This window comes from Paraburkholderia pallida (genome assembly GCF_004524855.1).
In the GTDB taxonomy this organism is placed as follows: domain Bacteria; phylum Pseudomonadota; class Gammaproteobacteria; order Burkholderiales; family Burkholderiaceae; genus Paraburkholderia; species Paraburkholderia oxyphila.
The window spans coordinates 46,012-63,374 of the sequence record NZ_CP038152.1 but is presented as its reverse complement, the minus strand read 5'-3'; the positions used below and the strand labels follow the sequence as shown (position 1 = coordinate 63,374).

The window sequence follows — 17,363 nt, the reverse complement described above, 5'->3', positions numbered from 1 at the left end:
AGTCAGCGCTGCTGAACGCTGAAATACGCAGCGATGTTCACGATATCGCTGTCGCTCAAAGGTTTGGCCATCGAATTCATGATCACGTTCTGCCGCCCCTGGCCATCACGGTAGGCCCTGAGCGCGCTCTCCAGATACTCGCTGCGCTGCCCGGCAAGGTTCGGCACGCCCGGAATAACGGCCACGCCATTTGCATTGTGACAAGCGAAACACACGGCGGCACGCCGCTTTCCCGCACCCGCGTCGGGCGCCGGCCCCGACGACTGGGCGTGCGCCACGGCATGCAAGTTCAGGATCACGAAAAGGCCAACTCGACTGATCATGGTCATTTTTTTGCCCGCTTTGATGCTCGCTTTAACGCTCATTTCCCGCCTCAATTGAAACTGTCGCGTACCGAGATAACGAATCCGTACGCAAAAAAAGCCGCGATCCAGACACCCAGCACCGAAACCGCACCCGTGGCAAGACGCGCAACGTACCGGTCCGCGTCATAGCAACGCTCGTTCCGCCCGGCCTGGTAAAGCAGCGTCAGGTAGAACCCGCCGACGAGGCCGCCAATGCCCGCGAGCGTCAAAAAGAACAGCACGGTGGACGGCCAGTCGGGATTGACGTGATAGCTGCGGATGTCATAGCCGAAGGGCCGCAGGTAACGAATACGGACGATTTCCCGCCACAGCGCGAGCAGCGACAGCAGCAGCAGGCCCCCAGCGGCCGGCATATAACCGTTTGTCCTGTCGCTCAGTAAGCCAGACCATATCGCCATTAAAGCAAGGCCAGCCAGGATGAGCCATCCCACCGGCTGCGCCACGAGCCCCGTGCCCGCCGGCAGGTCGAGCTGCCACGCCAGCATCGGCAGCATCGAGAGCGCAAATCCCCATCTGGCGATCCGCTTGCCGAGGTTGCGCGCGAAGGCCAGGTAGCCCGCTTCGCGATCCGTGCGGGGCGCGAAGTAATGCGCGTAGGCAATCAGATACACCCCCACCGCAGGCACGGACAGGCCCATGATGAATACGTACCGCGGCCACTGGATGGCGTGCAGGGCGGCGCCACGCGTATCCACCACGCCACCGGGCGCGTACCAGCTCATCCACTTCGCGGGCAGCAAGGCCTGATACGACAGCGCGTGCATGATCAGTCCGTCGAGGCAGAAGAGCAGCAGCGCGACCCAGGCGTAGCATCCCACCTGCCGTTTCGTCTGCTCGCGATTCGCGTGGTAGAACGCAAACCAGCAGCAGTAGCCGACGATCAGCGTGAAAATGAACGCAATCGCCCAGCGCCCCGACAACACGTTCGACGTGTACCACTGCGGGTCGTAGATCACCTGCGTAAACAAGAGCGGCGCGACGCCCAGCACGATCAGCAGCGAAACGCAGACCTTCGCGACCTTCGTCATGGCCATCGAAAGCCGCGCCCAGTCCCCTCCTGCCGCGCGCCTGTGGAACGCGTAAATGGCCAGCCCCGCCGAGCCGAGCGCCAGATGCACGAAGGCGATGTGCAACACCCACGTCAACACCATCAAAACCTGAAAAATCACGGGCTGCGCGGGAATTCCCGCGGGATCGCGCATCGTGTTCATCACTGCACCAATGTCCATCTCTTGATCCCCAGGAAGGCTATTGGCCCTCTCCATGCTGTTGGGCGGCGATCAGCCGCTCCACGTTCTGCCCGCTGTCGACCACCGCGAGGTAATGGGCAATTGCCTCAATCTCGTCTTCGGGAAGGTCGATGCGAGGCATGTATGGCTGCGTTCCATGGCGCAGCGGACCGCGCAGGAACGCCGCGATCAGGTCTTCGTCGGTGGCTTCGTGCAGCTTGTCGGGCAGGCTGCGCAGCGGGCCCCCCGGCTCGAGCGAATGGCAGTTCGCGCAGGCGATCCTGGTGAGCAGCCGCCCCACTTCCAGCCGGTTTGCGTCGGTGGGTTTCCTCAGCCGGTCCGGAATGAAAGGATGCAGCGCGAGCAGGCCGTGGGCCGCGATCCTGTCGACCTCGCCGGTCACGCCCTTGCCGGGCACGTCGCGCGCGATGATCTGGTTCCCGTAGATGTACTGCCCCGCCACATAGGGCTTGCGCATCGATTCGCGCATGCGCTCCTCGGGCCACACCCCCGCCACGGCGATGAACACGAACAGCGCGACGGCCAGCGACGTGTACAGCCGCTGCGGGCAGACCCAGGCAAAGACCAGCCAAAGCGTGGCCACGGCGAACACCGCCACCATGCTCTTGCCATAGACGGGCAACAGATGCGCGTCGAGCATGACGAGTGCATTGGGCGGAAGCGTCTGCAGATAATAGAGAAACATCACCACGGCCAATGCGCCGCCTGCCAGCCCGACCGGTGCGATCAGGCCCACCACGCCGCGACGCTGCAGCGGATCCTTCACCCGGCTCGCCACCATCAGACCGACGAGCGCCGCCATGACCAGCATCCCGCCCGTTCGCGTACCGAGCTGGGCGAAGAAGTTGACGTTGAAGAACGCATCGCTGGCCGAGCCCGTCCGATACCAGGCGTCGTGGCCCGGCCACATCATGAACGACAGGACGCCAACGATCAGCAGCATCGTGGCCCACGAAGCGAGCGCGAACGACCATGTGAGCATGAGGTGCGTGCGACGGTCCACCTTGCCGATGAGGTAGACGAGCGCGTAGACGCCAATGACTTCGACCGTGAAGTACACCCACTCGCTGGCCCAGACCCAGACGAAGTTATGGATCAGGCCGCTCACGCCGCGTGGACTGGCCACGGTGATGGCGTACCAGATGCCGGGTCCCGTGATGGAACCGATGATGTACGAAAACACCAGCAGGAACGCGCCGTAGCGCTTGATGAATGCCATCAGCTCCGGCTTGTTCTCGCGATAAGCCCGCGTCTCGAGCAGTGCAAACAGGAACGACGCGCCAACCGATGTGTGTGATGCCACAACGTGAATCACGCCAATGATGCCCATCACCCAGGCCGTGCCGATGCCCGGGACGTAAAACGTCGGATACATGCCGAGCATGTCTAAGTGTTCTCCCCGAATATTTTTGTGTTCCAGCGGACCGACGGTGACCGTCGCCGCTCAGTTCGTTCTCGCGCTTGCCGGCGAATGGACCTCGAAAACCGCAATCGCGTGCCGCTGGGCGGCGACCTGCTCCCCCAGCGAGAACGCTGCTTGCGCTGCCTGCTCGACGACGGCGGCATTGTTACGGATCACCAGATCCATGCGGTTCACCGCCTCGTTGACCTGCCCGATTCCGCTGCGCTGCGCTTGCGAAGCTTCGAAGATGCTGTCGTTGATTTCGACCACGCGCTGGATCGCACGCCGCACGTCCCCCATGGCATGAGCCACCTGGTCCGCATGTGCGGCGCCACCCGAGATGGACTCCACCGAGTTGCGCACCAGCACCTTGATTTCCTTCGCTGCGCTGGCCGCCCGCTGCGCGAGGCTGCGCACCTCCCCGGCGACGACGGCAAACCCGCGGCCGTGCTCGCCGGCACGCGCCGCCTCGACAGCGGCATTCAACGCGAGGATATTGGTCTGAAACGCGATCCCTTCGATCAACGCCGTGATTTCCACGATCTTCGCCGAACTGGCGGAAATCACGCCCATCGTGCCGCGCATCTGCTCGACGGCAGCCACGCTCGTATCGGCCGCGAGTGACGTCGCATTGGCAAACTCCGCGGCCTGACTGACATGATCCGCATTGCGTTGAACCGACATGATCAGCTCGCTCAGGCTCGCCGCAGTTTCTTCGAGCGACTCGGCTTGTCGCCTTGCACCGGAGGACAAATCCGCGCTGCCTTCGGCTATCTGGATCGACGCGCACTGGATCGCATCGCTCGATCCCTTGATCGTGTGCACTGTCCCGGCGAGGTGCCGGTCCATCGTTTGCAGCGCATCGAGCAACTGAGCAAACTCGCCATGCAGGCTCATGCCCTCGGCGTTGCCCAGCCGGCCTTCGGCGATTTGCCGGGCAACACCGAGCGCCGCCTTCAGCGGCGTCGAAATCGCCCAAAGCAACCATGCCGAAGCAGCCGCGGCCAGGAGGATGCCAAGGCCGATTGCCCCTAGCACGGTCCATCGCAACGCATCGAACGTCGCGTCGCCGCGCTCCGCCAATTGCCACGCCTGCATGGCGCTCAGTGCGACGTCGCGGCCGATTGCGTCGGACAACGCATCGCCGGTTTCCGTCAGCTCGTCGATCGAGTAGCCCGCCATGTCCAGATTGCCGGAACGAAGCACCGCAGCGATATCGTCCGATTGCGTCCGGAAGGTGGCCAATACCTTCGCTACCCGGTCGGCCAGTCGGCGCTCATCTGCCGTCGCGATCTTCGCAGGATAATAGTCGTGCCAGGCCGCATCGAGCTTCTTTTGCTCCTTGCCGATATCGGTCACAAGTTCCTCGGCCTTGTCCTGTTCATGCAGTGCCTGGATGTAGCGCATCTGCAGACGGATCTTCAGCGCCGCCGCCTGCATCGCGGCGAGATCCTCGATCGGCACGGTACTCGCCGAGTACATGCTGCCCATGTCGGCACTGAGCCTCGCCAGACCGCGCAGGCCCATCATGCCGATCGCCACCATCAGCGCCACGCAGACGCCAAGCGTAAGCATGACCTTGAACCGGATCGTCCCCACAAAAGCGCTCATGCGGCCAGTCTTTTTATTTTCCATTACAAAATATAATGTTTCTTCGCTGGCCGCTTGCTACCACCGGTCGCCAACTCATGCTTCAGAGATCGCCAACACGCACCAATGCGTCAGCCTTTCCTGCTATACGCGCTGCACCAGCCCTTACCTGCAACCTGCTTGCCCCCGAACATCGGGCACGGCGCGAACGCGTCGCTCGGCTTGCCCTGATAGAACGTGCAGTTGCCGCAAACCTGGCCTGCGGCATACTTCGCGTACCTCGCCTTGTCGACCCTGGTTGCGTCGGATTTGTAGCCGAGGGCCTGCGCCGTCGGCTCGGTGTCGGATACCTTTGGGGAATCGGCGAACGCAAGACGCGTAAGCGCCAGACTCGAAGCCACACCGGCGGTCGTGATCATAAAAGTGCGGCGGGACTTTCTCATGCAAGGACTCCTTATTGTGGAATGGGCGTGCCGGTAAGGCACTGTGATATCAAAAAATGAATGGCTCACGAATTAACCGTGGATGGCGTGCGCGTCACCGTGTTCAGGCTGTCAGCGCGCCGAAAATCTCGCTCAACATCGCCTTCGCATCGCCGAACAACATGCGGTTGTTGTCCTTGTAGAAGAGCGGGTTGTCCACGCCGGCATAGCCGGAGGCCATGCTGCGTTTCATCACGATCGAGGTCTTCGCCTTCCAGACCTCGAGCACCGGCATCCCGGCGATCGGACTGGCCGGATCCTCCTGCGCCGCCGGGTTCACGATGTCGTTCGCGCCAATGACCATCGAAACGTCCGCTTCGGGAAAATCCGCGTTGATCTCGTCCATCTCCATCACGATGTTGTACGGCACCTTCGCTTCGGCCAGCAACACGTTCATATGGCCCGGCATGCGACCGGCCACCGGGTGGATCGCGAAACGCACATCGACGCCCTTCTCGCGCAGCACCTTGGTGAGTTCGTATACCGTGTGCTGGGCCTGCGCCACGGCCATGCCGTAGCCGGGCACGATGATCACGCTCTTCGCATCGCGCAGCAGTTCGGCGGTTTCGGCGGAACTCACCGCCACCACTTCGCCGGCGGGCTGTGCACCGCCGCCCGCTGCCGCAGGCGCGCCGCTGGCGGTGCCAAAGCCGCCGGCGATCACGCTGATGAAGTTGCGGTTCATCGCGCGGCACATGATGTACGAGAGAATCGCGCCCGATGAGCCTACCAGCGCGCCGACCACGATCAACAGGTCGTTGCCGAGCATGAAGCCCGTGGCCGCCGCCGCCCAGCCCGAGTAGCTGTTGAGCATCGACACCACCACGGGCATGTCGGCGCCGCCGATGGCCATCACCATATGCACGCCGAACAGCAGTGCAATCGCTGTCATCAGCACAAGCGGTGTCATGCCGTCCTGAATGCTGCCTGCGTGAAGAAACGCGCGGTCGGACACGATCACCACCAGCAGCGCGGCCAGGTTGAGCCAGTGCCGCGCCGGCAACAGTAGCGGCTTGCCGCCGATCTTGCCCGAGAGCTTGCCAAATGCGATGACCGAGCCCGCGAACGTCACCGCACCGATCAGGATGCCTACGTAAATCTCGACTTCGTGGATAGCCTTCTCCGCGCCGCTGAACTGCACGGACGTGTCGACGTAGCTGGCGAAGCCCACCAGGCACGCCGCCAGGCCGACCAGGCTGTGCATCAGCGCCACCAGCTCGGGCATCTGCGTCATCTGCACCTTCTTCGCAGCAACGATTCCCAGGGCACCTCCCACGACCAGCGCGCCGACGACGTACGGTATGCCCGCCGCCGACACGCGCGGCCCGAGCACGGTGGCCAGCACGGCCACGGTCATGCCGATCATGCCGAGCAGATTGCCGCGACGCGCAGTCTCGGGATTAGCGAGGCCGCCAAGGCTGAGGATGAAGAGTATCGCCGCACCGATGTAGGAGACGGTAGTCAGGTTTGAAGTCATGCTTCTTTCTCATTTACGGAACATCGCCAGCATGCGCCGCGTGACCGCGAAGCCGCCGAACATGTTGACGGCCGTGAGCGTCAGCGCGGCCACGGCGAGGCCCAGGATCAGGCTTGATGGCCGTTCACTGCTGCCTCCGGCCAGACCGCCCAGCGGCGGCGCGACCTGCACCAGCGCACCGATGGCGATAATCGACGAGATCGCGTTGGTCACGCTCATCAGCGGCGTGTGCAGCGACGGTGTGACGTTCCAGATCACCATGTAGCCGACAAAGCAGGCCAGCACAAACACCGTGAAGTGCGAGAGGAACGTGGTGGGCGCATACAGTCCCACCATCAGGAAGGCCAGCGCGCCGAGGCCGAACACGATGGCCAGCGACTTCGCCGACATCGGCTCGCCCTGGCCGTGGCCCTTCTTTGGCGCGGCTGCCGCCGCGGCAGCAGCCGGTTGGGGCCTGGGTGCAACGGCCGACTGCCTGATCGGCGGGGGCGGCCAGGTGATGTTGCCTTCCTTGATGACCGTGAGGCCGCGGATGGCATCGTCGTCGAAGTCGACGTTGATCGTGCCGTCCTTCGTCTTGCACAGCTCCTCGACCACGCGCAGCAGGTTGTTCGCATAGAGCGTGGACGACTGCCGCGACAGGCGCGACGCGAGATCCGTGTAGCCGATGATGGTCACACCGTGGCGCACCACGGCCTCGCCGGGCACCGTGAGCTCGCAGTTGCCGCCTTGCTCGGCCGCCATGTCCACGATCACGCTGCCCGGCTTCATCGACTGCACCATCTCGGCCGTGATGAGCTTCGGAGCCGGCTTGCCGGGAATCAGCGCGGTCGTGATGATGATGTCCGCGTCTCCGGCCTGCTGCGCGTACATCGCGCGCTGCGCTTGCTGGAAGCCCTCGCTCATGACTTTGGCGTAGCCGCCGCCGCCCGAGCCTTCCTCGTCGTAGTCCACCTTGACGAATTCGCCACCCAGCGACTTGACCTGGTCGGCCACCTCGGCGCGCGTGTCGTTGGCGCGCACGATCGCGCCCAGATTGGCCGCGGTGCCGATGGCAGCCAGCCCCGCCACGCCGGCTCCAGCGATGAAGACTTTGGCCGGTGGAACCTTGCCGGCGGCAGTCATCTGCCCGTTCAGAAATCGGCCAAACGCATGTGCGGCCTCGATCACCGCGCGATAGCCGCTAATGCCGGCCATCGACGTGAGCGCGTCCATCTTCTGCGCGCGCGAGAGCGTGCGCGGCAGCGAATCGATGGCCAGCACAGTGGTCCGTTTGGCGGCCAACTGCTGCATCAACTCGGGATTCTGCGCGGGCCAGACAAAACCCATGAGCATGGCGCCCTCGCGCATCAGCGCCACTTCGTCGCTGCTCGGGGCGCGCACCTTGAAAACGATGTCACTGCGGGCCCAAAGTTCGGCCGCCGATCCCACAACCTCGGCACCGGCCGCACGGTAGGCGTCATCGTCAAAGTTCGCGGCGGCGCCGGCACCGCTTTGCACAGCAACCGCGAAACCCAGCTTGATCAGTTTCTCGACCACCTCGGGCACGGTCGCTACGCGCCGTTCCGCGGTGGCCACTTCCAGAGGAATGCCAATCAGTAATGTCATAGGGAAAGTTGATTGTTCACATGGGTATCGGTCATCGCGAGGAGTGCAGGCCTGGCGGAAACGGTGAAGTCGGACTAGCGAGCGTTGCCTTAAGTGGTTGCGCCAGCGCCTTGCAAACGTGCCGGCAACGTTCGCGCGCGGCGCAGCAACTGCCAGCCGAACAATAACATCCATAACGGCAGAACCAGCACGACGACCATCTCGCTCGCATTCGACAATGCGCTGAGATCCGGGAAAAAGCCGAACAGGAAGAAGATCCCGAAACCCCACCCAACGATCTTCAACAAAATTCCCCCCTTCCATCCCGCCTTCTTGAGCACGTTAGCGGCAATCGGCGCCCAGAACAGCACAAGGGGACCCTCGATCCACCAGAGGCCGTTTTGCGTCCCATTGGCGATCGCCGTCCATACCGCCGCCGCGGCGTTTCTCGTGGCATCGTCGCCGCCGGCGTAAAGATGGGCCAGCGGGTGAAGGATTGCGAACTCCAAGACAGCGCCGGTCACGCCCACTACCACGTACAACACAACGACCATCACAATCATGTTGCCGAGCGCACCCAACTCGTCACGAAATTCGTGCACAAAGTACCCGCCGATGACGAGGAAGGGCAAATAGAACCCGAGCGTGTCGGCAACCATGCACCAGCGAAACAAGTCGCGTGTTTCCGGTGGCAATGCCAGCATCGATGCGCCGTGCAGCACCATATCCGCATCCGGGCCTGTTACCGCCACCGATAGCCCGACATTCGCATAGGCGAGAAGGCCGCCAATGATGGCGCTCCAAGCCGTGAAGCGCATTACCTTGCGCGAGGTCTGATTCATCAAGATCTCCAGGAAGACGTGTTCCGGCCGGGCCGCGTTAGTCTGGTCGTCAGGAAACGCGGCGCCAGCGACGTCGTTCGCTCAACCGCGGGAAGGAGCCGTACCGTTCGGCACCCGGACTCCGCTTTGTGCACGCTCCAGCGCGCAATAGCCGTAATAAAGCGCCGGCATCAGATAGGCCCACGTAGACAGCGCAAGCGTGTAGAAATTGAACACGACGTTGGTTTCCTCGCCAGGGATCTTGTAGAAATCGTAAATGGCGGCAATTGCGAACGTAGTGACCAACGCCACAACCATGCCCAGCGCCTCGAGCGTCGCCCCGATGTTCAGCAACCGCTTGGTGAAGTAAGCAAGATAGATCGACAGCCAGATTGCCATCACCAGATAGAAGTACGGCAAAACCCCAGCGATAAAGCCCGCTCCCACGAGTACGAATGCACCCGCAAACGTGGCGACGAACGCCACGACATCCAGGAGAATCGACGGCTTGTAGCCGTGCGTGATTGCCATCAGACCCGCAACGGCAATGACAGGCATACCGAACCCTCGGGAAAACGCATCGAAGAAATGCGCTACTTCATAGGAAATCGCATTCCCGGTGGCAAAGAATCCGATGGCGTTCGTCGCGGAGATGCCAACGATCCACATCTCCCCGCCCAGAAGATAATTGCGTTTCCTGACCATCTTCCATCCGTAGAAATAGCAACTCAAGGCCAACAAAGCGGCAGAGAGCATAAGAACTAAAGATCTGAGGTCCATGACTAAACTCCCGACTCCGGTTGCAACTGACTGGTTAATTTCTCTTGGGGTCAAGGCTTGCCAGATAAGTGGCAATGGCCTTGCGGTCTTCGGGCGAAAAACCTGTCGCAAGGTTTTTCATGACGCCTGTAGGCTCGCTGCGGGTGCCGGAAACGAACTCGTCGAACTGCGCGAGCAAATAGTCGTACCCCTGACCCGCGAGACGCGGAAACTGGTCGTGGCCCATCAATTTGGCACCGTGACATGCGGCACAGTTGCCCGCGGCCACGAGGCGCTGCCCTTTCTCGCGCAGTTGCGCATCCGGCGTGAAATAGCGATTCGCGACAGGGACTGCGCCAGCGAAATATTCGGCCAGCGATTTAATCTGCGAATCGCTCATCGTCTGGGCGAGAGGTCCCATGTTCGGATTGCGCCGGGCTTCGCTCGCGAAATTGCGTAGCTGCGTTTCCAAATATGGCGCGGGCTGCCCCGCGAGGCTCGGATACCCCTGATGGAGCGAATTGCCTTTGACTCCGTGGCAGCCCATGCAGACGTCGGTCACATGCGGCCAAGGGCCACCGTCAGCCTGGTAAGCCTCGGCGAACGTCGTGAGATAGCTCTGAAGCCGATAAAGACCGAGCAGATCGGAACCGAAGATGGCCAGCAGCAGAACAATAACAAGAGGAATGCCAATCAATGGAATTTTTTTCATCTTTTCCCTCTTATGCTCGACGCAGCGAATTCAGCGCCTGAAGCGCGCCATGATGGCCGGAGCGAACAGCGCCATCCATGTAGCCGGCCCAGATATTCGCCGTCTCCGTGCCCGACCAGATCAGCTTGCCGCACGACGGGCGCAACGCCTCGCCGTGGGTGCTCCAGAAGCCCGGCGGAATGGCGGAAACGCAGGTAATGGTCCACGGATCGACCCGGCCCCAGTCCTGATCGTGGTACGCGATGGGAGACAGCGCTTCATCGCCCCATGCCTGCGCGTAGAACTGCTTATGCATGGCCAGTGCTGCATCGCGCTCCGACGGCATCAACGCATTCTGGATGAACGCGTTAATGACCCCGATCTCCCCGGCGGGCGGAGAGTTGTCGTAGGCCCAGATGATGGGGCCATTGACCTGGAAGATGCTGCCGTTCATGCCCTTGTCGCGCCAGAATGGGCGGCGATAGACCACGGCCGTCTTTCGTGCCGGGGAATGCGCCGGCCAGGCGCGCTGCAGGGCCGCACGCTTTTCCGGCAAGGGCGGATCGAACTCCACCTGATGACACAAGGCCGGATGAATAGCCATGATGACGGTCCGCGCGCGCACTTCGCCATGGTCGGTATGCAGGGTGACGACGTCGCCGTCCCATCCGGAAATCCGGCGGACCGGAGAAGACAGGCGCACCTTGTTGCCCAGTTGCTGGGCCATCTTGATGCTGAGGATCTGCGAGCCGCCGATGAAGCGGGTTTCCTGGGCGCTGTGCTTGATGCTGTCGAGCTGGGAGAAATCGCAATCCGCCGAATTGATCATCGAAAGGTAGTGCAGCAACCCCATCTTCGCTGGCGCCGCACCGCCCGAAAGGGTGATGCTGCCATTCCATCCCATCCGGTCTTCAGGCTTGATATCCTGCTTCGCCAGCCAGTCGCCAACCGAGAGCTTGTCCAGTTCACCGGCGTTCGAGGACGTCCACGGCGCGCCACAAGGCACGTCGCGCGACAGCCTGCTGAGCTTTGCGCCGATCGCCTCGTCGGTACCGAAGGTGCCCTTCAGATCGACTGTCACGCGCCCCTCGCCGCCCAGAATGACCGTATCGCCGTCGTAGTAGGTCGGAAAGGTCCCAACGCCCAGCTCGCGCGCGAGATCGGCGACGGCGGTCTGGCCCGGTCCGATCCATTGCCCGCCGACTTCCGAAACGTACCCGCCGGGAATGTTGTAGTTGAACGTTCGCCCGCCCACGCGATCCCGGGCTTCGAGCACCAGAAAGGACTCGCAACCCGCCTGACGCAGATCCCGCGCAGCGGTCAGTCCGGCCAGCCCCGCTCCTATGATGGCGACGTCGAGAACATCGTCCGCGCCCGGGGCGCTCCTCGCGACTGCGGCATACGAATGTTGGGCGCCCAGAGCAAGCGTGCCCACGGCAGCCGAGGCACCGGCATATTTGAGCCATTGCCTGCGCTGCAGGTTAGCAGCGCCATCTGGAGAAGATTTTTTTGCCATAGTGCCTCTGTCTACGTGATAACGGGTCCTACCCTGCGCGGGTCACCAAAACTGCTCAGGCGACAAATTTCATAACTGATCGATACACCAAATCGCCCGAATTATTCGGATTCCTTTTCGATACCTTCGCGCTGCTCGTCCAGAACCTGGGATCCGCTGCACCATCGGTTCTGTTATTGTATATGTTACAAAAGATTTGCAATGATACCTACAAATGGAAAAAGAAAAAAATACAGGGTATTCCCCTGTATCTCAAATACGTCTCGCGACCTTCTAATTTCGGACGCCTCGCTGGTCACAAAAGCGTCGCGCCAGTGATCTTGACGATCCGGGAAAGTGAGCAGTGTCAGACCGGCATCCGCCCGGATATCACAGGCACAAGTCCAGACTGCGCGCTCAAATTGACGAAGCCAGCTCCGGCAAGACCGTGAACAGATCGCCCGGGAGGCCGTAGCAGGCCATGCGGAACATCGGCGCTTCTTCGTCCTTGTTGATCGCCACGATGACTTTGCGTCCTTCATGCCCGCCAGTGCTGGATCGCGCGCGATCGGCATCCACGACGCGCTTCACTGACAGCAACTAGTTCACTGCTCCTCCGCGTTCAATCCATTCGTGCTGCTCAAGCGCGTCGCCGGAATGATCCCTTCTGCCTTCCATACCTGTTCCACGCGCAGGAAGTTTTCGCGGTTGCGCGCCCTCGTCGCGGCACTGGGCGGATAATCCACCCAGCGCGGCGGAAGCATCCCCTCCTCGCCGGCCTGCAGCAGTTCGGCCCGGACTTGTGCCCGGGTCTTCCCCAGTGCCGGACTGACGTCCGCGACCGGCCGCACGGCTGGACAAGCCGCATCGCTCTGCGCACTCGACTCGTCCGGTGCTCCATTCGAGACGGACATGGAATGCGGAGTCGACTGCTCGGGGGGACAAACACCGCCGCCACTCGCATGAGCCGAAACGGCGATGGAAGTCAGCACAACCGCGAGCGCCGCACGGTTCAATATCGCAGCGGAATTCATGTCGTACTCCTTATAAATAAGTGAATTCGAATCTGAATCTACGACAGTTACCTCAAACACCAGCCGCTATCTGATAACCCGATATGGGTTCCATGGAGCGCCAACGCGAGGCCAATCCATCGGCACCGGCCGCCTGGTTATTCCTTCGTCCACCCGTTCTGATCAACCTTGTCGAGCGGGCTGCCCCGCAATCCAGCTGCCCATTTTTTAGATCGACATACAAAACATAGGCAATAGTACAAAACATGAGGTGAAAAAAAAAGACAGGGTATTCCCCTGTCCTTTTTCCTCGCGGGCACGACGCTGACGGCGCTAGGCCGTCTCGGCGTCCACCGTTTTCCCCCACACCAGACTACGCGCGGTCTCGAGGTACATCGCCTCGAACCCTCGCATGTACGCGCGCTTGCTGCGCGTGGTGGCCAGATGAAGTGTCATGCCGTCCGCCATCGAAATGAGCAGCACGGCAATATGTGCACTCTCGGCCGCCCCACGCTCCGGATTCGCGGCGCGAATGACCTTGGCAAATTCGCTCGTCAAGGTGTCGTACCAATCGTCCCGCATCTGCGCGCACTCGGGGTCGGTAGACGCAAGCGAAAAGAAGTGCCACCACAGCGGGATGTTCTTCGAGTCCTTCGCGTCCTGTAACCCCATATCGAGCATGGCTTCGATCGTCGCGCGCGGCGAGACATCGCTCTGGAGTGCCTGTTTTAGCGCATCGAGATAAGCGTCGATCACGGGCGCCATGACCGCCCGCAGGACGGCAGGCCGCGTGGGGAAGTAGTACTGGAGGTTGCTGACACTGATGCCCGCTTTCAGGGCGACGGCACGCAGCGAGAAGTCCATGGGACCGTTCTCGAGCAAGAGCTTCCTTGCCACACGAATAATGGCATTACGCGTACGTACGCCCTGAGCCCGCAGGCTGTCGGGTGCGGCTCCCGTCGAGGATGCGGCTCCCGCGGAGGGTGTGGCGCTCGACGTGCGCCGCTTACGGGTGCTTGACTCTTTTCGCTCTGTCATCGCTTTCCGCCTTGAGTGAGGTAGACGCCTCGCCGAGGAGAGGAGAGGCAACGCGGCCACACGAACCGCTTCCTAGGTAAACGTGACTATATCTTACACCGGGCTGAAACACCATCCGCATGGCGCGGGGGGCGCTGCGCTCGTCGCCGCCCATTGTCACCCCCATTCGCAGTAAGCAATCATCGAGCCGATCGTCCAATGCCTCAATCGGGCCTGGACGCGGCATGTTCGCCGCATGCCTCCTGTAATTTGGCGCGCGTTACGCCCGTAGCGCTTGCGCTGCCCGCGCCTTGTCGTTCGCGCGGTCGTGGAGTACGTTCGCCAGGCCCAGCGCACCATTGATGCCGTACCATCGCACCGGCTCGGGCAGCGTCGCCGGCGTCTTGTGGTCCGGCGCCGAAAGGAGCGGATTTTCGACGCCGCGGATCCACCCGGTAATCAGGTTCCCTGCCATGAACTGGGCGGCCACGCCATACCCGGAGCCACCCTGTGATGTAGAGGATGTTTCGATGTGCCCGTTGTTGACGGGCCGATGACCTTCCAGGTCCAGTGTGCCGTCACGAGGCCTTCGCGTCGCGGCCACCCCAACGTCTTGCGCTAAGCATCGGAAAGCGGCTCAGTCTCGATCGCCGAGATACGCGACGGCACGACCTCGTCCGCAAGCAGGCCGAGTTGACAGATATAGGCGTTGGTGGCCAGCATCAGAGTCGGGGCGCTCGCACTGCCGCGGGGTTTGCCCCTTGATAAGTGGCCCCTCCGTGTAAGACAGCAGCGACGTATTCTCGTAGATCGTCACACCTGGCCGCAGAGCCACGCGCCTGAGCCACCTCACGTACTTGCCGGGGTGGAGCGCGCCGCCGCGCGGCACATAGTTGCCAAACAGAAGTGCTGGCGGAATGCCGCGCGCGCATCTTGCCCTATCGAGAAACACGGATTGAAAGCCAAGCTTGGCGCCCGTCCGCATGCCCTCGCGAGCTTTATCTTCCTGAGCCGGATCGATACCCGCGCGACTCATCCCGGTGTGGTTCTAGTCGTAGTCGATCTCACACTCGTTGAGCCTTCTCTTCACGAAGGTGACGGCGTCCTCGTAGTAGCGGACGATGGCCGCTTTGCTTGCAGAACACAATACCAAACGTGGTCATTATTGGACATTTTGTGAAGCTGAAAAAAGACAGGGTATTTCCCTGCCTCTCCACTGCTTTTGCCCGTTACGGCATGGCCGCGATTACGTGCCTGCGCCGCTGCCACCCGGCGTCAGACTCGCTAGATAACTGGCCACCGCCTGGATGTCTGCGCCCGACAGGGAGGCCGCCATCGCGTTCATTGCGCCACTCGGGTCATGACGCTCACCGGTCTTGAAGGCTGCAAGCTGCTTCGCGAGATAGGCTGCACCCTGGCCCGACAAACGCGGCACCTGCTCCCGGCCCATAAACGACGCCCCGTGGCAGGCCTGGCAGCTTTTAGCCGCCACGAGTGCCATGCCGCGCTTTTCGAGTGCCGCCTCGGCGCGCACCGCTTCGCTTTGGGCCGGCGTCTGCCGCGCGAAATAAGCAGCCAGCGACTTGATCTGCTCGTCTGTCAGTTCCCGCGCAATCGCACCCATGTAGGGGTTGGGTCGCTGGCCGCCGGCGAATGCATGTAACTGGGCGATTACGTAGGCCTTCGGCTGGCCCGAAAGCGCCGGATACCACGAATTGAGGGACTGGCCGTGTGCGCCGTGGCAAAAGAAGCAGGTCTCCGGCGGCTGTGGCCAAGGGCCGGCGTCGGCCGCATTCGCCGCGCCGATCTGGCTCATGGCCTTTTCGAACCGCATGCCGTCCAGCAGATCGCGTCCGTACAGCCCCCCCGCCCCCGCGATGGCGGCGATTGCCACGACCGCACCGATCATCAATGCGCGCTTCATTTACGCCACCTCGCTGCGATTCGCCAGATTCCCCAGTGTCTGCAAAGCCGCCCGATGCCCCGAGCGCACAGCACCGTCCATCGAGCCCGCCCAGATGTCGGCGGTTTCGGTTCCCGACCAGATCAGGCGGCCCACCTCCGGATGGAGAAACTTGCCCCATGTGGTCCAGAAACCCGGCGGGATCGGATGGATGCACTGCAGCGTCCACGGATCGACCCTCCCCCAGTCGTAGTCGTGGAATTGCAGCGGATGCAGCGCCTTGTCTCCCCAGGCGCGAGCATAGACGGCGGAAAGCGTCTGCTCCGCGGTCCCGGGATTGTCGGGCAGCGCCCCCGGCGCCACGAAGGCGCTGATCACGCCGAGCGAAGCGTCAGGGGGCGAGTTGTCGTAAGCCAGGAAAACCGGGCCGCCCACCTGCATGATCTGGCCGCTATAGCCGTTGTTGCGCCAGAACGGCTTCTCGTAGACGTGCACGGTCTTGCGCATGGGCGCATTCGTGGGCCAGCGCTGCTGGAGTTGCGAACGGCCGTCGGGAAGCGGCGGATCGAAGACGATCTGGTTGCACAGCGCCGGGTTCAACGCGGCGATCACGTAGCGCGCGCGGATGATCCCCTGGTCGGTGTGCAACTCGACCACCTCGCGATCCCAGCCGACGATCCTGCGCACCGGGCACGACAGCCTGACTTTGTCGCCCAGTTCGTTCGCCATCTTGAAGCTGAGAACCTGCGAGCCGCCGACAAAGCGCGTTTCCTGTGCGCCTCCTTTGATCGATTCGAGCTGGGTATAGCTGCAGCCCGCGCTATTGATGACCGATAGATAGTGCAGAAGTCCTAACTGTGCCGGCGCGCCGCCGAGCGAGAGTTTCGCCGCGAGCGCGAGAAAATAGCCGTCCTCGTATTTCACGCCCTGTTTTTGAAGCCAGTCGCCATACGACAGCTTGTCGAGTTCCGCCCCATGCTGCGCCTTCCACGGAGCACCGGACGGCACGCCGCGCGACAGCTCACCCAGCTTGTTGCCGATCGTCTGGTCCTCGCCTACGCCGCCGTGGAAATCCTGGGCCACCCGGGCATCGCCCGCCAGCACCACGGTCTTGCCGGCGTAATACGTCGGGAAGGTGTCGATCCCGAGTTCCCGGGCCAGATCGGCGATCGCCGTCTGGCCCGGGCCGATCCACTGGCCGCCCGCCTCGGCCACCACGCCATGCCCCAGATCGTGGTTATAGGTGCGTCCGCCGACGCGATCGCGCGCCTCCAGCACGACGAACGAGTCGCAGCCGGCGAGCTTCAGGTCGCGGCCCGCAGTCAATCCAGCGAGACCGGCACCGATGATCGCGACGTCCAGAATGTCGCCATTCATGGACTTCGTTACGGCAGCCTGTGCCAGCGAGATGCCGCCGGCTGCCAGTGACGCCGCGCCCATCGCCGTAAAACGTAGCAGCTGGCGCCGGGTCTGTGTATCCGGCTTGCGTTTCCGATCCATCTTTGATGCCC

17 protein-coding genes and 1 pseudogene are annotated in these 17,363 nt (G+C 62.4%); all 18 read right to left on the bottom strand.

The annotated features are described in order from the left end of the window. Positions 1 to 2: 2 nt before the first annotated feature. Positions 3 to 377, bottom strand: a complete 375-nt coding sequence (locus E1956_RS42860) for a c-type cytochrome (protein ID WP_232072570.1) — start codon at positions 375 to 377, stop codon at positions 3 to 5. Beyond that, positions 374 to 1,594 (bottom strand): hypothetical protein, encoded by a 1,221-nt coding sequence (locus tag E1956_RS42855; RefSeq protein WP_134759866.1) that lies wholly within the window; start codon positions 1,592 to 1,594, stop codon positions 374 to 376. The genes E1956_RS42860 and E1956_RS42855 overlap by 4 nt, the downstream gene beginning before the upstream one ends. 19 nt (positions 1,595 to 1,613) lie before the next feature. Further along, positions 1,614 to 2,999, bottom strand: a complete 1,386-nt coding sequence (locus E1956_RS42850; RefSeq protein WP_134759864.1) for a cytochrome c family protein — start codon at positions 2,997 to 2,999, stop codon at positions 1,614 to 1,616. A 60-nt stretch (positions 3,000 to 3,059) separates the two neighbouring features. Next, positions 3,060 to 4,628 carry a methyl-accepting chemotaxis protein gene (locus E1956_RS42845; protein WP_256377834.1) on the bottom strand — a complete coding sequence of 523 codons (1,569 nt, stop codon included), beginning with the start codon at positions 4,626 to 4,628 and terminating at the stop codon, positions 3,060 to 3,062. Positions 4,629 to 4,738: 110 nt separating this feature from the next. After that, positions 4,739 to 5,050: a high-potential iron-sulfur protein gene (locus E1956_RS42840; RefSeq protein WP_134759860.1), complete on the bottom strand. Its 312-nt coding sequence runs from the start codon at positions 5,048 to 5,050 to the stop codon at positions 4,739 to 4,741. Positions 5,051 to 5,153: 103 nt separating this feature from the next. Next, the gene (gene pntB / locus E1956_RS42835) at positions 5,154 to 6,566 is read right to left on the bottom strand and encodes a Re/Si-specific NAD(P)(+) transhydrogenase subunit beta (RefSeq protein ID WP_134759858.1); all 1,413 of its coding nucleotides are present in this window, start codon (positions 6,564 to 6,566) and stop codon (positions 5,154 to 5,156) included. A gap of 9 nt (positions 6,567 to 6,575) precedes the next feature. Next, entirely contained in the window at positions 6,576 to 8,174 is a 1,599-nt protein-coding gene (locus E1956_RS42830) for a Re/Si-specific NAD(P)(+) transhydrogenase subunit alpha (protein ID WP_134759857.1), read from the bottom strand. 89 nt (positions 8,175 to 8,263) lie between these two features. Further along, positions 8,264 to 8,995 carry a hypothetical protein gene (locus E1956_RS42825; protein ID WP_134759854.1) on the bottom strand — a complete coding sequence of 244 codons (732 nt, stop codon included), beginning with the start codon at positions 8,993 to 8,995 and terminating at the stop codon, positions 8,264 to 8,266. An 81-nt stretch (positions 8,996 to 9,076) separates the two neighbouring features. Next, complete coding sequence (locus tag E1956_RS42820; protein WP_134759852.1) at positions 9,077 to 9,754, bottom strand: hypothetical protein; 678 nt, start codon at positions 9,752 to 9,754, stop codon at positions 9,077 to 9,079. A gap of 34 nt (positions 9,755 to 9,788) precedes the next feature. After that, on the bottom strand, positions 9,789 to 10,445 hold the full coding sequence (locus E1956_RS42815; protein WP_134759850.1) for a c-type cytochrome: 657 nt from the start codon (positions 10,443 to 10,445) through the stop codon (positions 9,789 to 9,791). 10 nt (positions 10,446 to 10,455) lie between these two features. Continuing rightward, the gene (locus E1956_RS42810; protein WP_134759848.1) at positions 10,456 to 11,940 is read right to left on the bottom strand and encodes a flavin monoamine oxidase family protein; all 1,485 of its coding nucleotides are present in this window, start codon (positions 11,938 to 11,940) and stop codon (positions 10,456 to 10,458) included. Between the two features lie 396 nt (positions 11,941 to 12,336). Next, a pseudogene (locus E1956_RS42805) lies at positions 12,337 to 12,470 on the bottom strand (electron transfer flavoprotein subunit alpha/FixB family protein); the annotation flags it as partial. Between the two features lie 54 nt (positions 12,471 to 12,524). Further along, the gene (locus tag E1956_RS42800; protein ID WP_134759846.1) at positions 12,525 to 12,953 is read right to left on the bottom strand and encodes a DUF4148 domain-containing protein; all 429 of its coding nucleotides are present in this window, start codon (positions 12,951 to 12,953) and stop codon (positions 12,525 to 12,527) included. 312 nt (positions 12,954 to 13,265) lie between these two features. Next, positions 13,266 to 13,970 carry a TetR/AcrR family transcriptional regulator gene (locus tag E1956_RS42795; RefSeq protein WP_134759844.1) on the bottom strand — a complete coding sequence of 235 codons (705 nt, stop codon included), beginning with the start codon at positions 13,968 to 13,970 and terminating at the stop codon, positions 13,266 to 13,268. A gap of 259 nt (positions 13,971 to 14,229) precedes the next feature. Further along, complete coding sequence (locus E1956_RS42790) at positions 14,230 to 14,439, bottom strand: hypothetical protein (protein WP_134759842.1); 210 nt, start codon at positions 14,437 to 14,439, stop codon at positions 14,230 to 14,232. Between the two features lie 147 nt (positions 14,440 to 14,586). Beyond that, positions 14,587 to 14,934: an FAD-dependent oxidoreductase gene (locus E1956_RS47860; protein ID WP_418789389.1), complete on the bottom strand. Its 348-nt coding sequence runs from the start codon at positions 14,932 to 14,934 to the stop codon at positions 14,587 to 14,589. Positions 14,935 to 15,195: 261 nt separating this feature from the next. Further along, positions 15,196 to 15,873, bottom strand: a complete 678-nt coding sequence (locus E1956_RS42780; RefSeq protein ID WP_134759838.1) for a c-type cytochrome — start codon at positions 15,871 to 15,873, stop codon at positions 15,196 to 15,198. Further along, positions 15,874 to 17,352, bottom strand: a complete 1,479-nt coding sequence (locus E1956_RS42775; protein WP_134759836.1) for a flavin monoamine oxidase family protein — start codon at positions 17,350 to 17,352, stop codon at positions 15,874 to 15,876. Between the last annotated feature and the right edge of the window lie 11 nt (positions 17,353 to 17,363).